At 71.0% G+C, this 19,102-nt stretch carries 13 protein-coding genes; 7 read left to right on the top strand and 6 right to left on the bottom strand.

Annotation, left to right across the window (positions count from 1 at the left end):
* The first annotated feature begins 48 nt into the window (after positions 1-48).
* From ABZS40_RS16730 to ABZS40_RS16710, 5 genes are read left to right on the top strand one after another with little or no spacing between them, the layout of a single operon-like run.
* Positions 49-570, top strand: a complete 522-nt coding sequence (locus tag ABZS40_RS16730) for a topology modulation protein (RefSeq protein WP_354944137.1) — start codon at positions 49-51, stop codon at positions 568-570.
* A gap of 24 nt (positions 571-594) precedes the next feature.
* Positions 595-1,410, top strand: coding sequence for a class I SAM-dependent methyltransferase (locus ABZS40_RS16725; protein WP_354944136.1), 816 nt, complete (start codon positions 595-597; stop codon positions 1,408-1,410).
* Positions 1,407-2,189 (top strand): phosphotransferase, encoded by a 783-nt coding sequence (locus ABZS40_RS16720; RefSeq protein ID WP_354944135.1) that lies wholly within the window; start codon positions 1,407-1,409, stop codon positions 2,187-2,189. Before ABZS40_RS16725 ends, ABZS40_RS16720 begins: the two co-directional genes overlap by 4 nt.
* Positions 2,165-2,818: a histidine phosphatase family protein gene (locus ABZS40_RS16715; RefSeq protein ID WP_354944134.1), complete on the top strand. Its 654-nt coding sequence runs from the start codon at positions 2,165-2,167 to the stop codon at positions 2,816-2,818. The genes ABZS40_RS16720 and ABZS40_RS16715 overlap by 25 nt, the downstream gene beginning before the upstream one ends.
* Entirely contained in the window at positions 2,811-3,599 is a 789-nt protein-coding gene (locus ABZS40_RS16710; RefSeq protein WP_354944133.1) for an aminoglycoside phosphotransferase family protein, read from the top strand. The genes ABZS40_RS16715 and ABZS40_RS16710 overlap by 8 nt, the downstream gene beginning before the upstream one ends.
* 184 nt (positions 3,600-3,783) lie before the next feature.
* Here the strand turns inward: ABZS40_RS16710 and ABZS40_RS16705 are convergent, their stop codons facing one another.
* Both ABZS40_RS16705 and ABZS40_RS16700 read right to left on the bottom strand, forming a co-directional pair.
* Positions 3,784-4,227 carry a hypothetical protein gene (locus tag ABZS40_RS16705; RefSeq protein WP_354944132.1) on the bottom strand — a complete coding sequence of 148 codons (444 nt, stop codon included), beginning with the start codon at positions 4,225-4,227 and terminating at the stop codon, positions 3,784-3,786.
* 1 nt (position 4,228) lies between these two features.
* Positions 4,229-6,628 (bottom strand): hypothetical protein, encoded by a 2,400-nt coding sequence (locus ABZS40_RS16700; protein WP_354944131.1) that lies wholly within the window; start codon positions 6,626-6,628, stop codon positions 4,229-4,231.
* A gap of 710 nt (positions 6,629-7,338) precedes the next feature.
* Between ABZS40_RS16700 and ABZS40_RS16695 the strand changes: the two genes are divergently transcribed.
* Positions 7,339-7,470 (top strand): hypothetical protein, encoded by a 132-nt coding sequence (locus tag ABZS40_RS16695; RefSeq protein WP_354944130.1) that lies wholly within the window; start codon positions 7,339-7,341, stop codon positions 7,468-7,470.
* Positions 7,471-7,571: 101 nt separating this feature from the next.
* On the top strand, positions 7,572-9,719 hold the full coding sequence (gene helR, locus ABZS40_RS16690; protein ID WP_354944129.1) for an RNA polymerase recycling motor ATPase HelR: 2,148 nt from the start codon (positions 7,572-7,574) through the stop codon (positions 9,717-9,719).
* 19 nt (positions 9,720-9,738) lie between these two features.
* Here helR and ABZS40_RS16685 read toward each other — a convergent pair whose 3' ends face one another.
* The 4 genes from ABZS40_RS16685 to ABZS40_RS16670 are packed head-to-tail and all read right to left on the bottom strand — an operon-like array spanning position 9,739 to position 18,902.
* Positions 9,739-9,945: an MbtH family NRPS accessory protein gene (locus tag ABZS40_RS16685; RefSeq protein ID WP_354944128.1), complete on the bottom strand. Its 207-nt coding sequence runs from the start codon at positions 9,943-9,945 to the stop codon at positions 9,739-9,741.
* Complete coding sequence (locus ABZS40_RS16680; RefSeq protein ID WP_354944127.1) at positions 9,938-13,048, bottom strand: beta-ketoacyl synthase N-terminal-like domain-containing protein; 3,111 nt, start codon at positions 13,046-13,048, stop codon at positions 9,938-9,940. Before ABZS40_RS16680 ends, ABZS40_RS16685 begins: the two co-directional genes overlap by 8 nt.
* On the bottom strand, positions 13,045-16,341 hold the full coding sequence (locus ABZS40_RS16675) for an amino acid adenylation domain-containing protein (protein ID WP_354944126.1): 3,297 nt from the start codon (positions 16,339-16,341) through the stop codon (positions 13,045-13,047). Before ABZS40_RS16675 ends, ABZS40_RS16680 begins: the two co-directional genes overlap by 4 nt.
* Positions 16,338-18,902, bottom strand: coding sequence for a non-ribosomal peptide synthetase (locus ABZS40_RS16670; protein WP_354944125.1), 2,565 nt, complete (start codon positions 18,900-18,902; stop codon positions 16,338-16,340). The genes ABZS40_RS16675 and ABZS40_RS16670 overlap by 4 nt, the downstream gene beginning before the upstream one ends.
* Positions 18,903-19,102: the final 200 nt, after the last annotated feature.

The following is a 19,102-nucleotide window of genomic DNA, read 5'->3' as shown; positions in this document are numbered from 1 at the left end:
ACCGTGTCACCACCGGACGAGCTCACCGCACCTCTACCCTGGAGAACCATGGACAGGATCGCCATCATCGGCTGCGGCGGCAGCGGCAAGTCCACCGTCGCGCACCAGTTGGCCCGGATCCTCGACGTGCCGCTGACTCACCTCGACGCGACCTACTACGACGAGCACTGGAAGCCGCTATCGCAGGACGAGTTCGCCGCCCAGCAGGAGAAACTCGTCGCTGGCGAGCGATGGATCATCGAAGGAAACTACGCCGGCACCCTGCCCATCCGGCTCGCCGCCGCCGACACCGTGATCTTCCTCGACCTGCCCGCCACAACCTGCCTGTGGGGCATCGCCCAACGCCGCTGGCGCTACCGCGGCGGACAACACCACCAGGACGGCGTCTACGACCGCATCACCTGGAACTTCGTCCGCTACATCCTCGGCTACCGGCGCAGCATGCGCCCGCGAGTTCAGAACCTGCTCCGCGAGCACGGACCACACATCCACTTGATCACCCTCAGCACCCGCCGCCAAGCTGCCCATCTAATCAAACGCGTCCGCGACGAGCACCAGCCTGTGACCTGACCGCAGCGGGACGGGAGGCGACAGATGTCGAGCAACCCGTTCCTTGACCCCACACTGGTCCACGGCGGCCTCTACCGGGGCAACGGTCGACTCGCCGACCGTACCCACGCGCTGCATCGCGCCAAGATCAGCGGAAGCAACGTCGCCGACACGATCGCCAACCTGCTCGCCGCCCGGGTTCCACGCGGGGCGGTCGTGCTCGATATCGGTTGCGGACGCGGAACCACAACCCTGCGCCTGGCCGACCGGCTCCGGCCCCGGCAGCTCGTTGCCGTGGACGCCTCGACCGCACTGCTTGACACCACCCGCGACCGCCTCGGCCACGCCAGCGCGCGAGGCTCCATGGTCTGCTCCGACTTCCATCACCTACCCCTGCCCGACAAAGTGGCTGACGCCGCAGTCGCCGCCTTCTGCCTGTACCACTCGCCGACGCCGGCCACCGCCGTCGCGGAGATTGCCCGCTGCCTACGCCCCGGCGGCACCGCCGTCCTGGTCACCAAGTCGCTGGACAGCTACGCCGAACTCGACCATCTCGTGCACGCCGCCGGCCTCGACCCGCACGCAACCAATCGACCAAGCCTCTACGAGAGCTTCCACAGCGGCAACCTGCACACCATCGCCGCCATCAGTCTTACCGTCCTCGACGTCCAGCACGAGGACCACTTCTTCCACTTCGCGGACGCCATGCACCTCGCCCGCTACCTCACCACCACACCGAAATACCGGATCACCCTGACCGGCGGGATCCCCGCTATCGCAGTGACCCTCCGACAGCGGCTGCCCGCACCGCCCTACACAACCCAATCCACCGTCAGCTACGCCATAGCGGTGCGGCCATGAGCGGGGCCATCTTCGTCAAGCGGTACGACGACCCCGAACGCTGCGCCGCCGCTGCCGCCCACCACACCTGGCTGGCCGGCCTGGGATCCGGCGTACGCCTGCCCGCGCTTGTCGCGCGGGGTGTCCGACATCTGATCTTCGAGCGGCTGCCGGGGCACACACCGAAGGTGGGCGATCTTCCGCGCGCCGCTGCGGCACTCGGCCGGCTCCACGCTGCCGCACACCGAGGTGAACTACAGGCCGCCAGCCTCGAACAACCCCACATCAGCTCGACCGGACTCGTTATCCCCGACTTCACAAGCCCACGGCAGGAGGCGCTGCACCGCGCCGCTGCCGCCTCGGGCGTCCACTGGTCGGCCATCGACGCCGTACTCGACCGAGCCGGACAGCCCGCGACGTTCTACAAGGACCCGAACATTCGGAACTACCTCGCGGAAGGCGATGACATCGCCGTCGTCGACTTCGACAACCTGACGCTCGCTCCCTTCGGCTACGACCTAGCCGGCCTGCTGGTCACCGCCTCCATGACCTACGGCAGCCTCGGGCAGCAAACCCTCGCCCACTGCCTGCACGCCTACCGCGTCGTGATCGCACCCCAGCTCTGCAGCCTGGTCGACCTGAAGCAGTACGCCGAACTGCACCACCTGCTGACGCTGCGGTACCTCGGCCGCAACGGCTACCGGCACCCCTGGCCCACCGTCCGGCCCTGGCCCGCCCCGATCCCCGCCGAGTCGACCAGAAAAGGAGCCCCCGGATGGCCTCCACGACCGAACTCGTGATCGCCCGCCACGGCGAGGCCGCGTGCAATGTCGCCGGAATCGTCGGCGGCAAACGGGGCTGCACCGGCCTCACCGACCTCGGCCGGAAGCAGGCGGAACAACTCGCCGCCCGGCTGGCCGCCGAGCACGCCCACCGACCATATGCCGCCTTCTACGCCACACCCCGACTGCGCGTGGCCCAGACCGCCGAGATCATCAGCCGAGCCCTGCGCTTGTCCGCAACCATCGACCCGAACCTCCGCGGCCCTGACCACGGCGGAGCCGACGGCCAGCCCTGGGTGGACGTCAAAACCTCCTTCCAAGGACCGCCTCAGCACAACCCCGACCATCAGTACGCTTCCGGCTCCGAGACATGGAACGAGTACCTCGACCGGGCCAACGCGGCGCTACAGAAGATCCTCGCCCGCCACGATGGTGAACGAATTCTCGTCGCGGCCCACGGGGAAACCGTCGAAGCGGCGCACACCCTGCTCCTCGGCCTGCCCCGGGATGCCTGCCTGCGGCTCGGCTTCGTCACCGACCATGCCTCTCTCGCCCAGTGGCAGCGGCCAACCAACCGCTTCGGCCGCACCATCTGGCAGCTGGTCACCCACAACGACACCCGACACCTCCGACCCCGCCATGACTGACCTCAGCGTTCACCTCGCGCTCTGCCAACGTCTCCTCGACACCGACGCCAAGCCCGTGAATTGGCACCCCGGCCACGCTGGCACCCGCGTGCTCCGCGCCTCCACGCCCGTTTTCGGAGACCTCATTGTCAAGATCCACCGCGGCCGGGAACGCCACTTCCAGGAAATTCACGCTTACCGCACCTGGCTTCCCGCGCTCGGAGACAGGGCGCCCCGGCTACTCGCGACAACCGACAATCCACCGGCCATCGTCATCACCGCCGTTCCGGGCGTCCCACTCAGCCAGCGGCAGCTCGACCCTGAGGCCGAGCAGGACGCGTACCGGCAGGCAGGACAATTACTCAAGACGCTGCACGTAGCCGGGCCGCCCCGCCTCGAACCGGACTGGACGGCCTGGCTTGCCGAACGCGCCGAATACTGGATCGACCTCGCCGGAAACCGAATCACGCCTAGCTATCGTGCCGAGGTACGCGCCCACATGCGAGCACTACGGGACCTCGCACCGCTATCGGCCGTACCGTGCCACCTCGACTTCATGCCTCGCAACATGGTCTACGGCGACGACGGCATCGTCAGGCTGATCGACTTCGAGCACAGCCGCTACGATCTCGCCGCGCGCGACCTTGTACGCCTAGACACCCGGACCTGGCCGTTCCGCTCGGATCTGCGCGAAAGCTTCCTCGACAGCTACGGCCCCTTGACAAGCACCGACCGTGAAGTGGTGCAGCACTGCGTCTACGTCGACTCCCTGACCAGGAAGTACAGCTCATCCTTGCCGTGACAATACAAGTCCTAGAGTCTGCTCCGAAGGTCGAGACCGACGCCGGCTTTCTGTGCCACCTCGAGCCTAGATATCTTCATCATCGGCCGGCCCAGCAGCACCTGGTCTTCGCTGGCCCAAGCGCTGACCACCGCGCCCTGCCGGATGGCAGTGGGCGTCGCCCGCTGCCATCCGTGCCTGCGGCTTAGGTTCCAGTAGTCGCGGTCAGCAGCAGCCGGTCTCGCGCGCCAGGCACAGCTGCGGGAGCCGGGTAGAGGTTCTCCTCGAGTGCGTCGACCGCCGACGTCCACGAATCCAGGTCCGCGAGGGACGGCACCGGGTCCGGATTACGGCCGTGCAGAATCTCGCAGATCGCCCCGTACGCATCCAGGGCCCCGGCAATCACCCGCATGCGCCGGACCTGAGCTTCGGGCGACAGCCCGGGCTCGCCGATGCTGAGGTGCAGCCTCCGTTCGATCACGGATATGTGTGGCTTCATGATCACAGTCCGGGGCAGCCGGGCAGCCGCGCGTTCGATACGAACTCGGAGCACCAGCGCCGCGAGCGGCGCCTTTTCGGCCCGACTTCCAGGCCACCCCTCATAGGCGGCCTGGAGATCCGCTATCTGGACGTCCGGGTAGGTAGCCATCTCAGCTCCAAACCTTTTGGACGGCTTTGATGATTTTCCGGGTTTGGCGCACCCAGAGCTGCGGTTCTCCGTCGGGGGCGCGGCCGTGCGCGGCGCCATTTAGCGCGTGAACGGTCGGTGCGAAGCCCTCGACGTCGATGGCCCGTAGGCCCGCGCGACGGGCGTAGTTGTTGAGGAGCGCTAACTGATCGAGGGTCTTCCGCGCCTTTCGTAGTTCCGCGACGACTGTGGCCTCGGGCGAGCCGATTCGCCTCCCCAGCATCTCGATTTGCGCGACTACTTCAGTATCCACGGCCTGCCGGCATATGGTCAGGGTCATAGCGGTAACGGCGCCCGGGGTTCCGATGGGCGATTCTTTCTCAGCGCCTAGGATCTGCTGGATTTCATTCAGGCGCTGGATTCCAGGACTAGCCACGTTCCTCACCCGGACCTGGGGCCGACCGTCACCGTGTCGATCCATCCGGATGTGCGTCGGCATGGCACCCAGGCCGCGAAGCTCGCGCCAGAGCCGGTCGTCGTGAGTAAATACGACGACCTGAAAACGCTCGGCGAGGGTGATCAAATGTCGAGCCAGATACCGCACGCGCCATGTATCGAACGCGTGGATCGGGTCGTCCAAGATGAGGAATCCGAATGGGCTCTCCGGCTGCGTAGCCCGTGGCAGGTAGGTGGCCAGGGAGAGCGCGTTGCGCTGTCCGGTACTCAGAACCGCAGAGCTGTTCTTGCCGGTCGGCAGTGCCACGTCACCGTCCGCGAGGTCAAGCGACACACTCCGTCTGAGCTTCGTACCGCCGGTTAGGGCAATACCAGTCAGCTTGAGGTCCGCGTCGGGGTTGAGCACCGACCACAGCTCCATCACCTCCTTACCAATGGGCGCGAAGATATTCTCACGCGCGGTCCGGATCCACCGATCGACCCTGCGGTCCAGCCGCTCGGCCACAGCAAGCCGCATCACCGCCGGCCGTTCTCGGGCGCGTACGTCCATCCATGATCCGATGTGCACGCGCACTGTGGCTTGCGCGGCGATGACGTCGTCGCGCCGGGTGAGAAGTTCGTCCCGGACTTTTCCGTACCAGGCGGCTAGGTCGGCGCTCTCGTCGAGCGCCTCGGTCAGCAACGTCACGGATGGCGTGACGGTGGTGAGATCGGCGGCCACGCGAACGAGCCGGTCCCACTGCATCATCCGGAGTTCGGTGGCCGGATCCTCCATCTGGGTGAGCGTCCGGCGCACGGAATCCCCCAGCACGGCTGGGAAGCATCCGCCTAGGTCCCGCAGGGCCTCAGCCGCCGCAGTGGTTGCGGCGCGGAGGTCCCGGGTGGTCGTCCTCAGCCGACCGGCCTCTTCGGTGGCGAGGCGGACCCACTCGTGCCCGGCTGTTTGGCACACTGGGCACACATCCCGGTCGCGGAGGTCGTCGAGCCTCGTATCGCCAGGGGCAAGCGCCTTCTGAAGCACGCCGAGGAGGGCGGTCGCTCCGGCGGCGTCCGCGCGGCCGACGTCGTCCAGCCGAGTGAGGACCCTGACGGCCCGCTCACGGAGCCCGTCATCCACGGCCCACTTGTCGGGCAGACCAAGCGGCGGTGATGCCGACTCCGGCAGGGTCTCGACCAGCGCAAGGATCCGCGCCTGCGCCTCATCTTCCGGGAACGCGCCGCAGTTTTGCACCATCGTGGCCAGTTCCGCCTGACCGACGTTAACGATGCCGTTCAGTGCGCCCGTCTGCGCGGCCTCCACCGCTCGTCGGGCGGCCGTGCCCTTATCTCGATCAGTTTTTAGAATGGCTTGCAGTTCCTCCAGCGCGGTCAACTCCAGCGCGTCTTTCAGGAACGCGTGCAGATTACTCGGATCCTGGATAACCTGGGACATCTCCGGATACAGCAGCACAGGCATGTAGCGTTCGAATGCCTCGGTCCATTCACTGGGTGGTGTGCTCAGGGAACCTGTCGCGTCGCGCCAATTCACGACTTCGTCCGCTCCGCAGATAATCTGCATGTCTCGACGCCCGTTGCTGAGCGTCACAACGATGTCACGGTTTGGATAATGAATGTTTCTCGCCAGCACTTGGTAGGACCGCTTGGTGCCGCCGCTGAGGGTGTGCCGGGCGCCGTCGGCGATGCTCGTCTTCCCGGTGCCGTTGCGGGCAGTAACGATGGTGAGGCCCGCAGTCGGACTCAGGTCCAGGTCAACGGCTTCCTCACCGACTCCGATGTGACCGCGCACGTGAACGCCTTTGACATACCACGGCCCGTCGGCGGTGGTGACACTCGTCGCCACACCTGGGTTCTTCGCCCGAATCAGTTCCAAAAGTAGTTCTCGCATGTCCGGCTCAAGGCTAGCTGCGGCGGCGGCGATGTCCGCCCAGGTGAGCAGGATGCGTTGTGGAGAGTGTTCGGCGACCACGAGGATACCCTTCAGTCTGCTGGCCGTGGACAGTCGCCGCGATTGCCTCGTGCCGGACAACAAATGGAGTGGGCCGACCGGCCCAGCAGCGAGCCGCACAACATATCGCAACGGCCAAGCTCGCGCCAACCACAATCACTGGCAAGTCGCCGAAACCTCTGTACTGGTGTTCTAAATGGCAGGTCAATGAGCCAATGTGAGGCAAAAACGCATTGGCGATCTGCGGAGGATGGGTCCGTCGTCGTGCAACACAGCCACTCGACACCAAGATGGCTCCCGCTCGAGACCCAGACCTGCCCAAGAGGCCAGTCGAGAAGATTGAGAACACAAATTACAGAATTACTGGACAGGCCGACTTTTCTTGGGCCGATCTCCAGCCTTGGGTAGCTCGCCAAGGTCCAAATGCAGACCTCTGCCGTCACCGCTCGCCGACCGGGCGCCGCTCACCCAACGAAGACGGCCCGATACTGACGTTCAGAACGCGGCATCGCGTCCACCGTTGGCCAGACCAGTCCAACCGCTCGCTCCCGATCACCTATCGAGCACCCGGCCCGCGGTGGGAAGCCGAAGAAGACCTCGAACCAGTGTGAAACACCAGGCCAGGGCCTTGATCGTTGGTGCGCCACCAGGGACTCGAACCCCGACGCCGCAGATTAAGAGTTCCCGGACGCGCTGCTGTTTCCGGCTAATTCGGCTGGAGCTGGGACGCGTTGTCCGACTGTCTCCATGATCTGCACCGGTTGCCAGCGGACGGGTACCTGGACGTGGTCGAGAACGTCCACCGCGGGAATGCGCTCGGAGGATCATGGGAAGGGGGAACAAACCACCCCTTCCACTCCTAACATATAGCGCACTGGGGGGCTTGCGGCAAGACCCCATTTATGACGCAGAATCGTCGGCCGAGGCCAAATTCTGCCGAAATGGAAGTCATGAATTGGATTCCTTGCCCACCTCCGTGTTCGAACTCCCCGATCACCTCGCCCCCAAGGCCGACCCGGCGCTCATCGCCCACGACGAGCGGCACTTCGCTGCCATGGCACAGGGCCTCGCGCAGCTGAGCGCCGAGCTGTCCGACCGTCTGGACACCGCTCGTCGGGCGCCCGGCGGCAAGGGCCGGCAGGCCGTCGACCGCGACGAGGAGGTCCGCCGGCTGACCGCCCGCCTGCGCTCGCTGAGCCGCTACGGGCTGGACCTGTGCCTCGGCCACGTGGTCGAGGCGGACAACCCCGAGCCGGTGTACGTCGGACGTCGCGGCCTCACCGACAGCACGGGCCGACGGCTGCTGCTCGACTGGCGCTCACCCGCCGCCGAGCCGTTCTTCGGCGCGACCCACGCCAACCCGATGGGCCTGGCGAGCCGCCGCCGGTACCGCTGGACCCTCGGCCGGATCAGCGACTACTGGGACGAGGTGTTCACAGCGGACGGGCTCGTGGGGCACGCCGTCGCGCTCGACGACCAGTCCGCGTTCATCGCCAGTCTGGGCAGCGCCCGGTCGGCCCGGATGCGCGACGTGCTCAGCACGATCCAGGCGGACCAGGACGCCATCATCCGGGCGGGGTCGGCCGGCGCCCTCGTGGTCGACGGCGGTCCGGGCACCGGTAAGACCGTCGTCGCCCTGCACCGCACCGCGTACCTGCTCTACTCCGACCCGCGCCTCGGTCAGCGCCGGGGTGGGGTGCTCTTCGTGGGGCCGCACCAGCCCTACCTGGCCTACGTCGGCGACGTCCTGCCCAGCCTCGGCGAGGAGGACGTGCAGACCTGCACAGTGCGCGACCTCGTCGCAGAGGGCGCCACGGCAGCCGCCGACACCGACCCGGAGGTGGCCCGGCTGAAGTCCGCGGCCGAGCTGGTCCGGGCCATCGACGCGGCAGTGCGGTTCTACGAGGACCCGCCGGTCGCCCCGATGACGGTCCCCGTCGGCGACTCCGATGTCCGGCTGAGCGCCGAGGACTGGGCCGACGCGTTCCGGGCGCCGGGTCCGGGCACCCCGCACAACGAGGCGCGTGAGGAGATCTGGGAGGAGCTGCTCACCATCCTCGTCGACCGGTACGACGGCGAGGAGCCGGACGACGTGCTCCGCGACTCGCTGAGACATAACCGGGAGCTGCGGGCGACGGTCAACAGCGCCTGGCCGTTGCTCGACGCGGCAGACCTCGTGGGTGACCTGTGGTCGGTGCCCGCGTACCTGCGCAGGTGCGCGCCGTGGCTCAGCCCCGAGGAGGTCCGCACGCTACAGCGCGACGAGCCCCGGGCCTGGACCGTGTCCGACCTGCCGCTGCTCGACGCGGCACGGCAGCGGCTCGGCGACGCGGAAAGCTCGGGGCACGCCCGCCGGCGTGACCCGGCGGCCGCTGTCGAACGCGAGCACATGGCCCGGGTCGTCGACGAGCTGCTCGCCGCCGACACCTACGACGACGGCGAGGGCCTGCTGGCGATGCTGCGCCAACCCGACCTGCGCGAGGTCCTGGTCGACGAGTCCGCGCAGCCGGACGCCGACCCGGACCTGCTGGCCGGCCCGTTCGCGCACATCGTCGTCGACGAGGCGCAGGAGCTGACCGACGCCCAGTGGCAGATGCTGCTGGCGCGCTGCCCGTCGCGCAGCTTCACCATCGTGGGAGACCGCGCCCAGGCCCGGCACGGGTTCACCGAGTCGTGGCAGGAACGCCTCAAGCGGGTCGGGCTGGACCGGGTCACAGTGGCCTCGCTGAGCATCAACTACCGGACGCCGGTGGAGGTCATGGCAGCGGCGGAGCCGGTCATCCGGGCCGTACTCCCCGACGCGAACGTGCCGACCTCCATCCGCGGCAACGGGCTCCCCGTCGTCCACGGATCGGTCGCCGACCTGCTGTCGATTCTCGACACCTGGCTCGCCGCGCACGCCGACGGGATCGCCTGCGTCATCGGCGACCCGACGTTCCCGCCCACGGCCCGGGTCCGGTCACTGAGCCCGGAGCAGGCCAAGGGGCTGGAGTTCGACCTGGTCGTCCTCGTCGACCCGGAGACGTTCGGCACCGGCATCTCGGGGGCTGTCGACCGCTACGTCGCGATGACCCGGGCCACCCAGCAGCTCGTGCTGCTCACCAGCGACTGAGGGCGTGCCGCGCTACCGCTCAGCCCAGCCGGGCGGTCTCGGCGGCCAGGTGTTCGCGGACGCTGCGGGGGCGCATGTCGGTCCAGGTCCGCGCCACGAAGTCCAGGCACTCCTGGCGGCTGCCGGCACAACCGGCGTTCCGCCAGCCGTCCGGGACCTCCTTGTGGCGGGGCCAGAGGGCGTACTGCTCCTCGTCGTTGACCAGAACGCGCTGCTCGTCAGCCATCAGGGTTACCTTCCTCGTGTCGGGCCAGGTGCAGCTCGTGGGCGAGACTCTCCGGGGACAACGCCCGGATCTCCGCGAGCAGGTCGGTCAGGTCGCCGTCCGTGGGGTCGCCGTCCGTGGGTGGGACAACCGCCGGGGGTACGTCGGTGGTCGGTCCTGCCAGCGCGGCGACGGTACGGGCCAGCGCGGCGGGGGTGGGCGACTCGAAGATCGCCGCCGGTGGCAGGTCCACGCCGAGCGCGTCGCGCAGCCGGGCCACCACCCGGGTGCCGAGCAGCGAGTGCCCGCCCAGCTCGAAGAAGTCGTCGTGTGGGCCGATCTCCTCCACCCCGAGCAGGTCGATCCAGATCCGTCGCACCACCTCGTACGGCTCGTCGACCGGCGCGGGTGGCGAGGTTGCCGGGTACGCCGGGGTGGGCTCCGGCGCGACGTCGCCGAGGTCGAGCGGGCCCGAGCGCTGCGGCGGCAACCGCTCGACCCAGTGCCGCTGAGGGGCGAACGGATACGTGGGCACTGGCACCCGCCGCCGTCCTTCGGTCCGGCCGTCGGGCCAGCGCACCGGCACCCCGGCCAGCCAGAGCCGGCCGACCGCCAGGGCGACAGTGGCGTCCTCGCCGTCCGGTGTGCGGTCGGCGGGCAGGGTGGTCGACACCGGGACGCCGCGGGACGCCTCGTGTTGGCGGGCGAGGGTGGCCAGGGTGCGGCCGGGGCCGACCTCCAGCAACGCGAACCGCTGGCGCAGCAGCAGGTCGGCGCCGGCCGTGAAGTTGACAGGTCGGCGCAGCTGCCGCACCCAGTAGCCGGGGTCTGTGGCCTCGTCGTCGGTCAGCCAGCCGCCCGTCACGTTCGACACCACCGGCACTGTGGGCGGGCGCAGCGGCACCTCGCGCAGGTGCGCGGCGAACCCGGCGAGGGCCGGTTCCATCATGGCCGAGTGGAAGGCGTGCGAGGTGCGCACCTCCCGGCAGGCCACCCCCTGCCCGCGCAGTTCGACGGCGAGCGCGGCGACGGCGGCGGTCGTGCCGGACACTGTGGTGAGCCGGGGCGCGTTGGCGGCGGCCACCTCCACCCCGGCGGGCAGCAGGGGCGCGACCTCGCCGGCGGGGAGGTGCACCGAGAGCATCGACCCGGGCTGCTGGGCCTGCATGAGCCGGCCGCGTACGGCGACGGTGGCGAGCGCGTCCGGGAGGGTGAAGACGCCGGCCCGGCACGCGGCCACGTACTCGCCGAGGCTGTGACCGGCCAGCGCCGCCGGGCGTACGCCGTGGTGGTGCAGCAGCTCGGCGAGGGCGTACTCGACGGCGAAGAGGGCCGGCTGGGTGAGCCGGGTCTCGTCCAGCTCCGGCGCGGCGGGGACCGGGTCACCGGGTGGGCAGAGCAGCGTGCGCAGGTCCGCGTCGAGGTGCGGGCGGAGCAGGTCCGCGCAGCTGTCGAAGGCGGCCCGGTAGACGGGTTCGGTGCGGTACAGGGTGCGGCCCATCCCCGCGTACTGCGCGCCCTGACCGGGAAAGAGCAGCGCCACTCCCGCCGGTGCGCCGGAGGCGACGCCGGTGCGGACCAGCGCCGAATCCCGGTCGGCGAGTTGGGCGGCGGCGACAGGTGCGGTGGTGGCGACGGTGACCAGCCGGTGCCCGAGCTCCGGCCGGGACCCGCGCACTGTGTACGCGACGTCGGCCAGCGAAAGGTCGGGGTGCTCGGCCAGGTGGGCCGCCAGCTGGGCGCGAGCCCGGTCGAGCGCGTCGGCGTCCCGGGCGGAGAGCACCAGCAGCCGGGTGGCGTCGGTGTCGGCGGGCGGGCCGGGTGGGGTGGGCTCGGCGGCCTGGAGGATCACGTGGGCGTTGGTGCCGCCGATGCCGAACGAGCTGACCGCGGCGCGGGGCGGCGTGTCGAGATCGGGCCAGGGCCGCGCGGCGGTGGGCACCCGGAACGGGCTGCCGGTCAGCTCGGGATGCGGCTGGGTGCAGTACGGGCTGGGTGGCACGACGCTGTGGTGCAGCGCCAGCGCCGCCTTGATCAGGCCGGTCACCCCGGCAGCGACGTCGAGGTGCCCGAGGATCGACTTCACCGAGCCGAGCGCGCACCGCCCGTCGGCGGCGCCCCGGAACGCCTCGGCGAGGGCCCGCAGCTCGATCTGGTCGCCCAGCTCGGTGCCGGTGCCGTGCGCCTCGACGTACCCGATGCTCGCCGGGTCGACCTCGGCCATCTCCTGGGCGGCCCGGATCACAGCGACCTGACCATCCACACCGGGCGCTGTGAAGCCGACCTTCACCCGGCCGTCGTTGTTGATCGCCGACCCGCGGATCACCGCGTACACGGTGTCGCCGTCGCGGCGGGCGTCCACCAGCCGGCGCAGCACGACCGCTGCGACTCCGTCGCCGCCGACGGTGCCGCTGGCCCGCACGTCGAACGGGCGGCAGTGCCCGTCGCGGGACATGATGCCGCCGACCTCGTGGCGGTAGCCGGTGCCGGCGGGCAGCAGCAGGTGCGCGCCGCCGGCGAGCGCGACGTCGCACTCCCGGGCCAGCAGCGCCTGCGCGGCGAGGTGCACAGCGACCAGCGAGGACGAGCAGGCCGTCTGCACCGCCACGGCGGGGCCGCGGAGGTCCAGGTGGTACGCCACCCGGGTGGGCAGGGAGTCCTTGTCGTTGGCGAGCATCAGCTCGTACTCGCTGACCGAGTCGAGCTGCGGGTTGCGGAACAGGTGGTGCAGCAGGTAGCCGCTGGCCGCGGCGGCGGCGTACACCCCGACCAGCCGGTCCGGGTCGCCGGTGAGGTGACCGGAGCGTTCCAGCGCGGCCCAGGCGCACTCCAGGAAGAGCCGTTGTTGTGGGTCGAGCAGCCGGGCGTCGCGGGGCGAGTAGCCGAAGAAACCGGCGTCGAACCGGTCGACGTCCGGCAGCGCGCCGTGCGCCGGCACGTGGTCGGGGTGCCGCCGCTCGTTCTCGCTCATCCCGGCGGCGGCCAGTTCCGCGTCGGTGAAGCGGGTGATGGTCTCCGCGCCGGCGAGGACCCGGCGCCACAGCTCGTCCACGTCGGCGGCGCCGGGGAACCGGCCGCCCATACCGACGATGGCGATCTCCAGTCCGGTCTCCTGATCGGTCATTGTCGTCCCTCCCCTGCCGGCACCGGACGGGCACGTCGGGCCCGCTCGGCGAGGGCCTGCTTGCGTTCGTCGCGGCGGCGACCGGCGGTCGGATCCGTAGCTGGCGGGACCACCGGCGTTCCGCCGTCGAGGAACCGGGCCAGCAGCGCGATGGTCGGGTACCGGAACAGCTCGACGGCGGGCACCGGGCGGCCCAGCCGGTCGGTGAGCCGGGCCCGCGCCCGGGCCAGCAGCAGTGAGGTGCCGCCCAGGTCGAAGAAGTTGTCGTGCACGCCCACGTCGGCGAGCCCGAGCACGTCGCGCCACACCTCGGCGACGGCCCGCTCGATGTCCCCGTTCGGGGCCACGTACGCGGCACCGAGGTCGGCGCGGGTCACGGTGGGGGCGGGCAGCCGGGACGGGTCGAGTTTGCCGCTGGCGTTGACCGGCAGGTCGTCGACCACCACGAAGGCCGTCGGCACCAGGTAACGGGGCAACTGCCGGAGCAGGTCCTGGCGCAGCTCGTCCACCAACAGGTCGTCACCGACGAGATAGCCGACCAGGCGGCGGCCACCGGGCGCATCGGTGCGGACCACGGCGGCGGCCCGGCGTACACCGGCGCACTGCCGGAGCCGCGCCTCCACCTCGCCCAGCTCGATCCGGTAGCCATTGATCTTGACCTGGTTGTCGGCCCGGCCCAGGAAGACCAGTTGCCCGTCGGCGCGCCAGCGCACCAGGTCGCCGGTGGCGTACATCCGCGCCCCGCGCGTCCGGGCGTACGGGTCGGGCACGAAGCGGCGCGCCGTGAGAGCCGGGTCGCCGTGGTAGCCACGGGCCACCCCGACGCCAGCGAGGTGCAGTTCGCCGGGCACGCCGGGGGGCACCGGCCGCAGCTCGGCATCGAGCACGTAGGCGCGTACCCCGGTCAGTGGCCGACCGATGGGCAGTTCGGTGCCGTCCGGGGCGCAGCGTGCGGCGGTGGCGGTCACAGTGGCCTCGGTCGGGCCGTACCCGTTGATCAGGAGCCGGCCGCGCGACCAGGCGGCGGCGACGTCCGGCGCGCAGGGTTCGCCGCCGACGGTGAGCACCCGCAGGTCCGGCACCCCGGCCGGGTCCAGGGCGTCGAGCACCACCGGGGGCAGGTCGGCCACTGTGACGCCGTGCCGGACGAGCGCTGCGGCCAGGTCGGGGCCGGGGGTGCGCTCGTCCGGGCCGAGCAGGCGCAGCGTCGCGCCCACCGTGAACGCGGTGACCAGGTCGGACAGGGACACGTCGAAGCTGATCGAGTGGAACTGGAGGACCCGGTCGTCGGGGCGGACGCCCACCAGCCGGGCCTGCGCCTCGGCGAGGTTGCCCAGCCCGCGATGGGTGCCGACGACGCCCTTGGGCAGCCCGGTCGAGCCGGACGTGTAGATCAGGTAGGCGGCGGCGTCCGGGTGGGCGGTCCCCGGCAGCGGGCCGGCGGCGGGCGGCAGCGGCTCGTCGAGTCGCAGCAGCGGCACGTCGCTGGCGGGCAGCGCCAGCTGCGCGTCGGCTCCGGTGAGCACCAGGGTGGCGTCGGAGTCGGTGAGCAGGTAGGCCAGCCGGGCCGCCGGCAACTGTGGATCCAGGGGCAGGTAGACCGCGCCGGCCCGGAGCACGGCGAGTAGCGCGACCACCCAGTCCGGGCCGGCGGGCAGGCAGACCCCGACCGTGGTCTCGGCCCGCACCCCACGGGCCACCAGGGCGTGGGCCAGCCGGCCCGCCCGCACGTCCAGCTCCCGGTAGGTCAGCGTCTGCTCGCGGTACGCCACGGCTGCCGCGTCGGGTCGGGCGACGGCCTGCCGGGTCACCAACTCGGGAAGGGTCGGCTGCTGTGCCGGCGCGGTGGCGGTGGCGGCCCAGCGGTCGACCAGGTCCCGAGCGGCGTCCGGGCGCAGCAGCGGCAGCCCGGCCACCGGGGTGTCCGGGTCGGCGAGGGCGGCGGTGAGCAGCGTGGCGAGCTGGTCGGCGAGCCCGCGGGCGGTGGGCTCGTCGAAGAGCCGGGTCCGGTACTCGATCCGCCCGTCGATCCGACCCTCGTACGGGATGACTGTCAGCGTCAGGTCGAACATGGAGGTAGCGGTGTGCGTCTCGCCGCTGGCCAGCACTGTGACCCCGGGCAGCGTCAGGCGCTGCTCCCAGCCGTCCTCCATGGCGAACATCACCTGGGCCAGCGGGTGACGGCCAGGATCGCGGACCGGTCGGATCTCCTGCACCAGCGCGTCGAAGGGCACCGGGTCGGTCAGCGCGGTCAGCGCCGTGTCGCGCAACTGGTCCAGCAGCGCGGCGAAGGTCACCTCCCCGTCGACCCGGCTGCGCAGCACCAGCGTGTTGACGAAGAAGCCGACCGCCGTCTCGCTGTCGAGGGTCTGCCGGTTCGCCACCGGGGTGGCGAGCAGCAGGTCCGGCTGTTGGCTGTGCCGGTGCAGCAGCGCCGCCCAGGCCGCCGCGAAGATCATGTACGGGGTGGCGCCGGTGCGGCGTCCCGCCTCGGCGACCCGGTCGGCCAGCTCGGGCGGCCAGGAGAACTCGATCTCGTGACCGGCGTCCTCCAGCGCCGCCGGTCGGGGCCGGTCGGTGGGCAGGTCCAGTCCCGGCGGCGCACCCGCGAGGGCGTCGCGCCACCAGCTCAACCGCCGGGCCAGCTCGGCGGGGGCGAGCAGCCGGTCCTGGGCCAGGGCGGCAGGCACGTCGCGCGGCACCGGCGGTAGCTGCGCGACCCGTCCGTCCCGCGCCGCCGCGTACGCCGCCGACAGCTCCTCGAAGAGCAGGCCCATGCTCCAGCCGTCGCAGACCACGTGGTGCAGGGAGAGCAGCAGGGACCAGTCGGCCGGGCCGGTGTGGCACAGCGTGGCGCGCAGCAGCGGCCCCCGGGCCAGGTCGAACGGGCGGACCGCCTCGGCGGCGGCGTACTCGTCGATCCGGTCGGCTGCGACGTCGCGCACCTCGAGCGGCACGCCGCCCGGCGGGAGGATCAGCTGGTACGGCTCCCCGTCCAACGGCACGAACACCGTGCGCAACGCCTCGTGCCGGGCCACCACCAGGTCCAGCGCGGCGCGCAGGGCCGCCACGTCCAGGTCGCCACGCAGATCCACCCGGTACGGGACGTGGTAGGCCGGGCTCTCCGGGTGGAGCTGGGCCAGCAGCAGCATCCACTCCTGGGCGGCGGTCAGAGGGTGGATCCCGTACCGGTCACCGTCGGCGCGGAGAGCGGCGAGGAATGCCTGCCGTCGCTCGGGCGGCAGCGCGTCCACCCGCTCTCGCAGCCCGGTCGGCGTGAGGGCCCCGCTCATCTCGCGCTCCCGTGCTCGTACTGGTCGAGCAGGCCGGCGAGATCGGCGGGTGGCGCGGCGTCCGGTGGGAGCCCGTCGACCGGCCCGGGAGGCTGGGCCGCCGCCTCGCGGACCCCGGTGATCTCGTCCGCCGCGGCGGCCAGCGCCGCGACGGTCGGGTGGTCGAAGATCAGCCGCAACGGCACCTCCGCGCCGATCGCGGCGGACAGCCGGGACCGCACCCGGGTCGCCTTCAACGACCGGCCGCCGAGGTCGAAGAAGTCGTCGTCGCGTCGACTCACCGGCACACCGAGCACGTCCCGCCAGATCTCGGCCACGGTCCGCTCGGTCCCGGCACGCGGGCCGGCGTCCTCGTCGTCGGCCGAGGTCACGTCGGGTGCGGGTGGCACGTCGGGCGCCGACCTGTCGTCGGGTGCGGGCAGCGCGTCGGTGTCCACCTTGCCGTTGCGGTTGAGCGGCAGCCGGGGCAGCGCCACGAACACGGCCGGCACCAGGTGATCGGGCAACAGCTCCCGGGCCCGTTCCCGGACCGCCTCGACGCGCACCCCGTCGGCGGGCACCACGTACGCGACGAGTCGGGCGTCGCCCGCCCCGTCGCGGTCGGCGCGCACGATGGCGTCGCGCAGCAGACCGCTACCGCGGAGCACCTCGGTCACCTCGCCCGGCTCCACCCGGTACCCACGGATCTTGACCTGGTGGTCCAACCGCCCGACGAACTCGACCAACCCGTCGGCGCGTTGTCGGACCAAGTCTCCGGTGCGGTACAGCCGACCACCGCCGCGCGGCCCGAACGGGTCCGGCACGAACCGGTCGGCGGTGGCCTCCGGGCGGCCGAGATAGCCGCGGGCCACCCCGTCCCCGCCGATGAACAGCTCACCGAGCACGCCGGGCGGCACCGGCTGGAGGAACCGGTCCAGCACGTAGACCCGGGTGTTGGCGACCGGGCCACCGATCGGCACCACCTGGTCGTCGGCGCTGAGCAGGGCGCAGTCGTACGTCGTGGTGTAGGTGGTGCCCTCGGTCGGGCCGTACCCGTTGACCACCGTCGTTTCCGGGCAGGCGGCCCGCAGCCGGCTCACCGCCGCCCGGTCGGCCTGTTCCCCGCCGAAGGTCAGGTAGCGCAACCCGGCCAGGGCGTCCGGGGCCTCCGTCGCCAACTGTCGGGACACGGAGGTGGCCAGGAACATCATCGTCACGCCGGTGGCGTGCAGGCGCTCGCGCAGCCGCTCCGGCACGATCACGTCGTTGATGTCCAGGTCGACCAGGCAGGCGCCGTTGAGCAGCGCCCCCCACACCTCCAGGGTGGCGGCGTCGAAGGACATCGTGGCGGCCTGCCCCATCACGTCGTCGGGGCGTACGTCGACGAAGTTCGTGTCGCGGACCAGCCGGACGATGTTGCGGTGGCTGACGCCGGTGCCCTTGGGCCGGCCGGTCGAGCCGGAGGTGTACATGACGTACGCGAGCTGGTCGGGGTGGATCCTCACCTCCGGCGGGCCCGCCGGGTCGTCGGCGTCCGGCAGCCGGTCCAGGACGATGCGCGGTGTCCCGTCGTCCGGCAGCCGGTCGGCCAGCGCGGCGGTGTGCACGATCGCTCCCGGCGCGGCGTCGCGGCACATCAGTGCCAGCCGTTGCGGCGGGTACCCGGGGTCCAGCGGCAGGTACGCGGCACCGACCTTGAGCGTCGCCAGGGCGGCGATCACCCAGCCGGCGGTGTCGGTGAGGCAGAGGCCGACCAGCGCCTCGGCGCCGATGCCCAGTCGTTGCAGGTGCCCCGCCAACTGGTTGGACCGCCGGTCCACCTCCCGGTAGCTGAGCATCTCGTCGCCGCTGCCCAGCGCTGGGGCGTCCGGTGTCTCCCGGGCCCACTGGGCGAACAGGTCGGGCACCGACCGGTCACGGGGGTAGGCGGTGTCGGTGGCGTTCCACCCGGCCACCACCCGCCGTTCCGTCGCCGGGTCGAGCAGCGGCAGGTCGGCCAGGCGCGCCTCGGGCCGCTCCGCGACGCGAGCGAGCAGGACGGTCAGCGTGGCCCCGATCAGCGCCGCGTTCGGATGGGTGACGGTGAGTGTCGGCGATCCGTCGTCGTCGACCAGCAGCCGCAGCACGCCCCGCGCCCCCGACGGCAGCCCCCCGAGGCCCACCGACACCACCGGTCGGTGCTCCGGAACCGTCGCGGGCAGCCCCGAGGCGTGTGCCCGCGCCTCGCGCAGCGCCGTCCGGACCAGGTCCCGCAGCTCCGTCCAGGTGGGATTCTCGGGGACTCGCACGCGCACGGGCAGCCAGCGTTGCGGCGCGGTCGAGCCGGCCGGTGTCTCGGCGAGCAGGTCGCCGCCCCCGGTCCAGCGGTGCAGCAACCCGAACACAGCGGCCAGTGCGTCGACCAACGCCTCGGACGAACCACCCGGCAGCGCCACGCCGGCCGTGCCGCCGGACGCACTCGGGTCGCCGGCCGCCGTCGTCCCGGGTACGGGCGGGAATGGCAGGTCCGGTGGCTCCGGAAGGGCGTCGAGTTGTCGCTGCCAGAAGGCGACGAGGACAGGCGCGGCGGTCTGTTCGGACATCGGATCTCAGCTCCGATCGGGCAGGCGAAACGCAATGCCCGGAATTCTGCGGCGGAGCCGTGCCGGTTGCTTGTACGGGCCGTGCGCGTGCTGTGGGGGCCGCCTGAGGGAATCCTGAGGGCGGCATTATGCCGATACCGCATAGCAGTCAGTAAGTACACCGACTCTTTTGGTTATGGCGATGATGCTCAATGAAGACA

Origin of the sequence: Micromonospora sp. NPDC005324 (assembly GCF_040607155.1) — a bacterium.
In the GTDB taxonomy this organism is placed as follows: domain Bacteria; phylum Actinomycetota; class Actinomycetes; order Mycobacteriales; family Micromonosporaceae; genus Micromonospora; species Micromonospora trifolii.
Note: the sequence above shows the minus strand (reverse complement) of the source record. Positions and strands in the feature narration are given on the sequence as shown.

Bases quoted from the DNA above. Each gene is read 5' to 3' on its own strand.
- ABZS40_RS16730 (WP_354944137.1), top strand. From the start codon at position 49: ATGGACAGGATCGCCATCATCGGCTGCGGCGGCAGCGGCAAGTCCACC.
- ABZS40_RS16675 (WP_354944126.1), bottom strand. From the start codon at position 16,341: ATGAGCGGGGCCCTCACGCCGACCGGGCTGCGAGAGCGGGTGGACGCG.
- ABZS40_RS16685 (WP_354944128.1), bottom strand. From the start codon at position 9,945: ATGGCTGACGAGCAGCGCGTTCTGGTCAACGACGAGGAGCAGTACGCC.
- ABZS40_RS16720 (WP_354944135.1), top strand. From the start codon at position 1,407: ATGAGCGGGGCCATCTTCGTCAAGCGGTACGACGACCCCGAACGCTGC.
- ABZS40_RS16715 (WP_354944134.1), top strand. From the start codon at position 2,165: ATGGCCTCCACGACCGAACTCGTGATCGCCCGCCACGGCGAGGCCGCG.
- ABZS40_RS16710 (WP_354944133.1), top strand. From the start codon at position 2,811: ATGACTGACCTCAGCGTTCACCTCGCGCTCTGCCAACGTCTCCTCGAC.
- ABZS40_RS16725 (WP_354944136.1), top strand. From the start codon at position 595: ATGTCGAGCAACCCGTTCCTTGACCCCACACTGGTCCACGGCGGCCTC.
- ABZS40_RS16705 (WP_354944132.1), bottom strand. From the start codon at position 4,227: ATGGCTACCTACCCGGACGTCCAGATAGCGGATCTCCAGGCCGCCTAT.
- ABZS40_RS16680 (WP_354944127.1), bottom strand. From the start codon at position 13,048: ATGACCGATCAGGAGACCGGACTGGAGATCGCCATCGTCGGTATGGGC.
- ABZS40_RS16670 (WP_354944125.1), bottom strand. From the start codon at position 18,902: ATGTCCGAACAGACCGCCGCGCCTGTCCTCGTCGCCTTCTGGCAGCGA.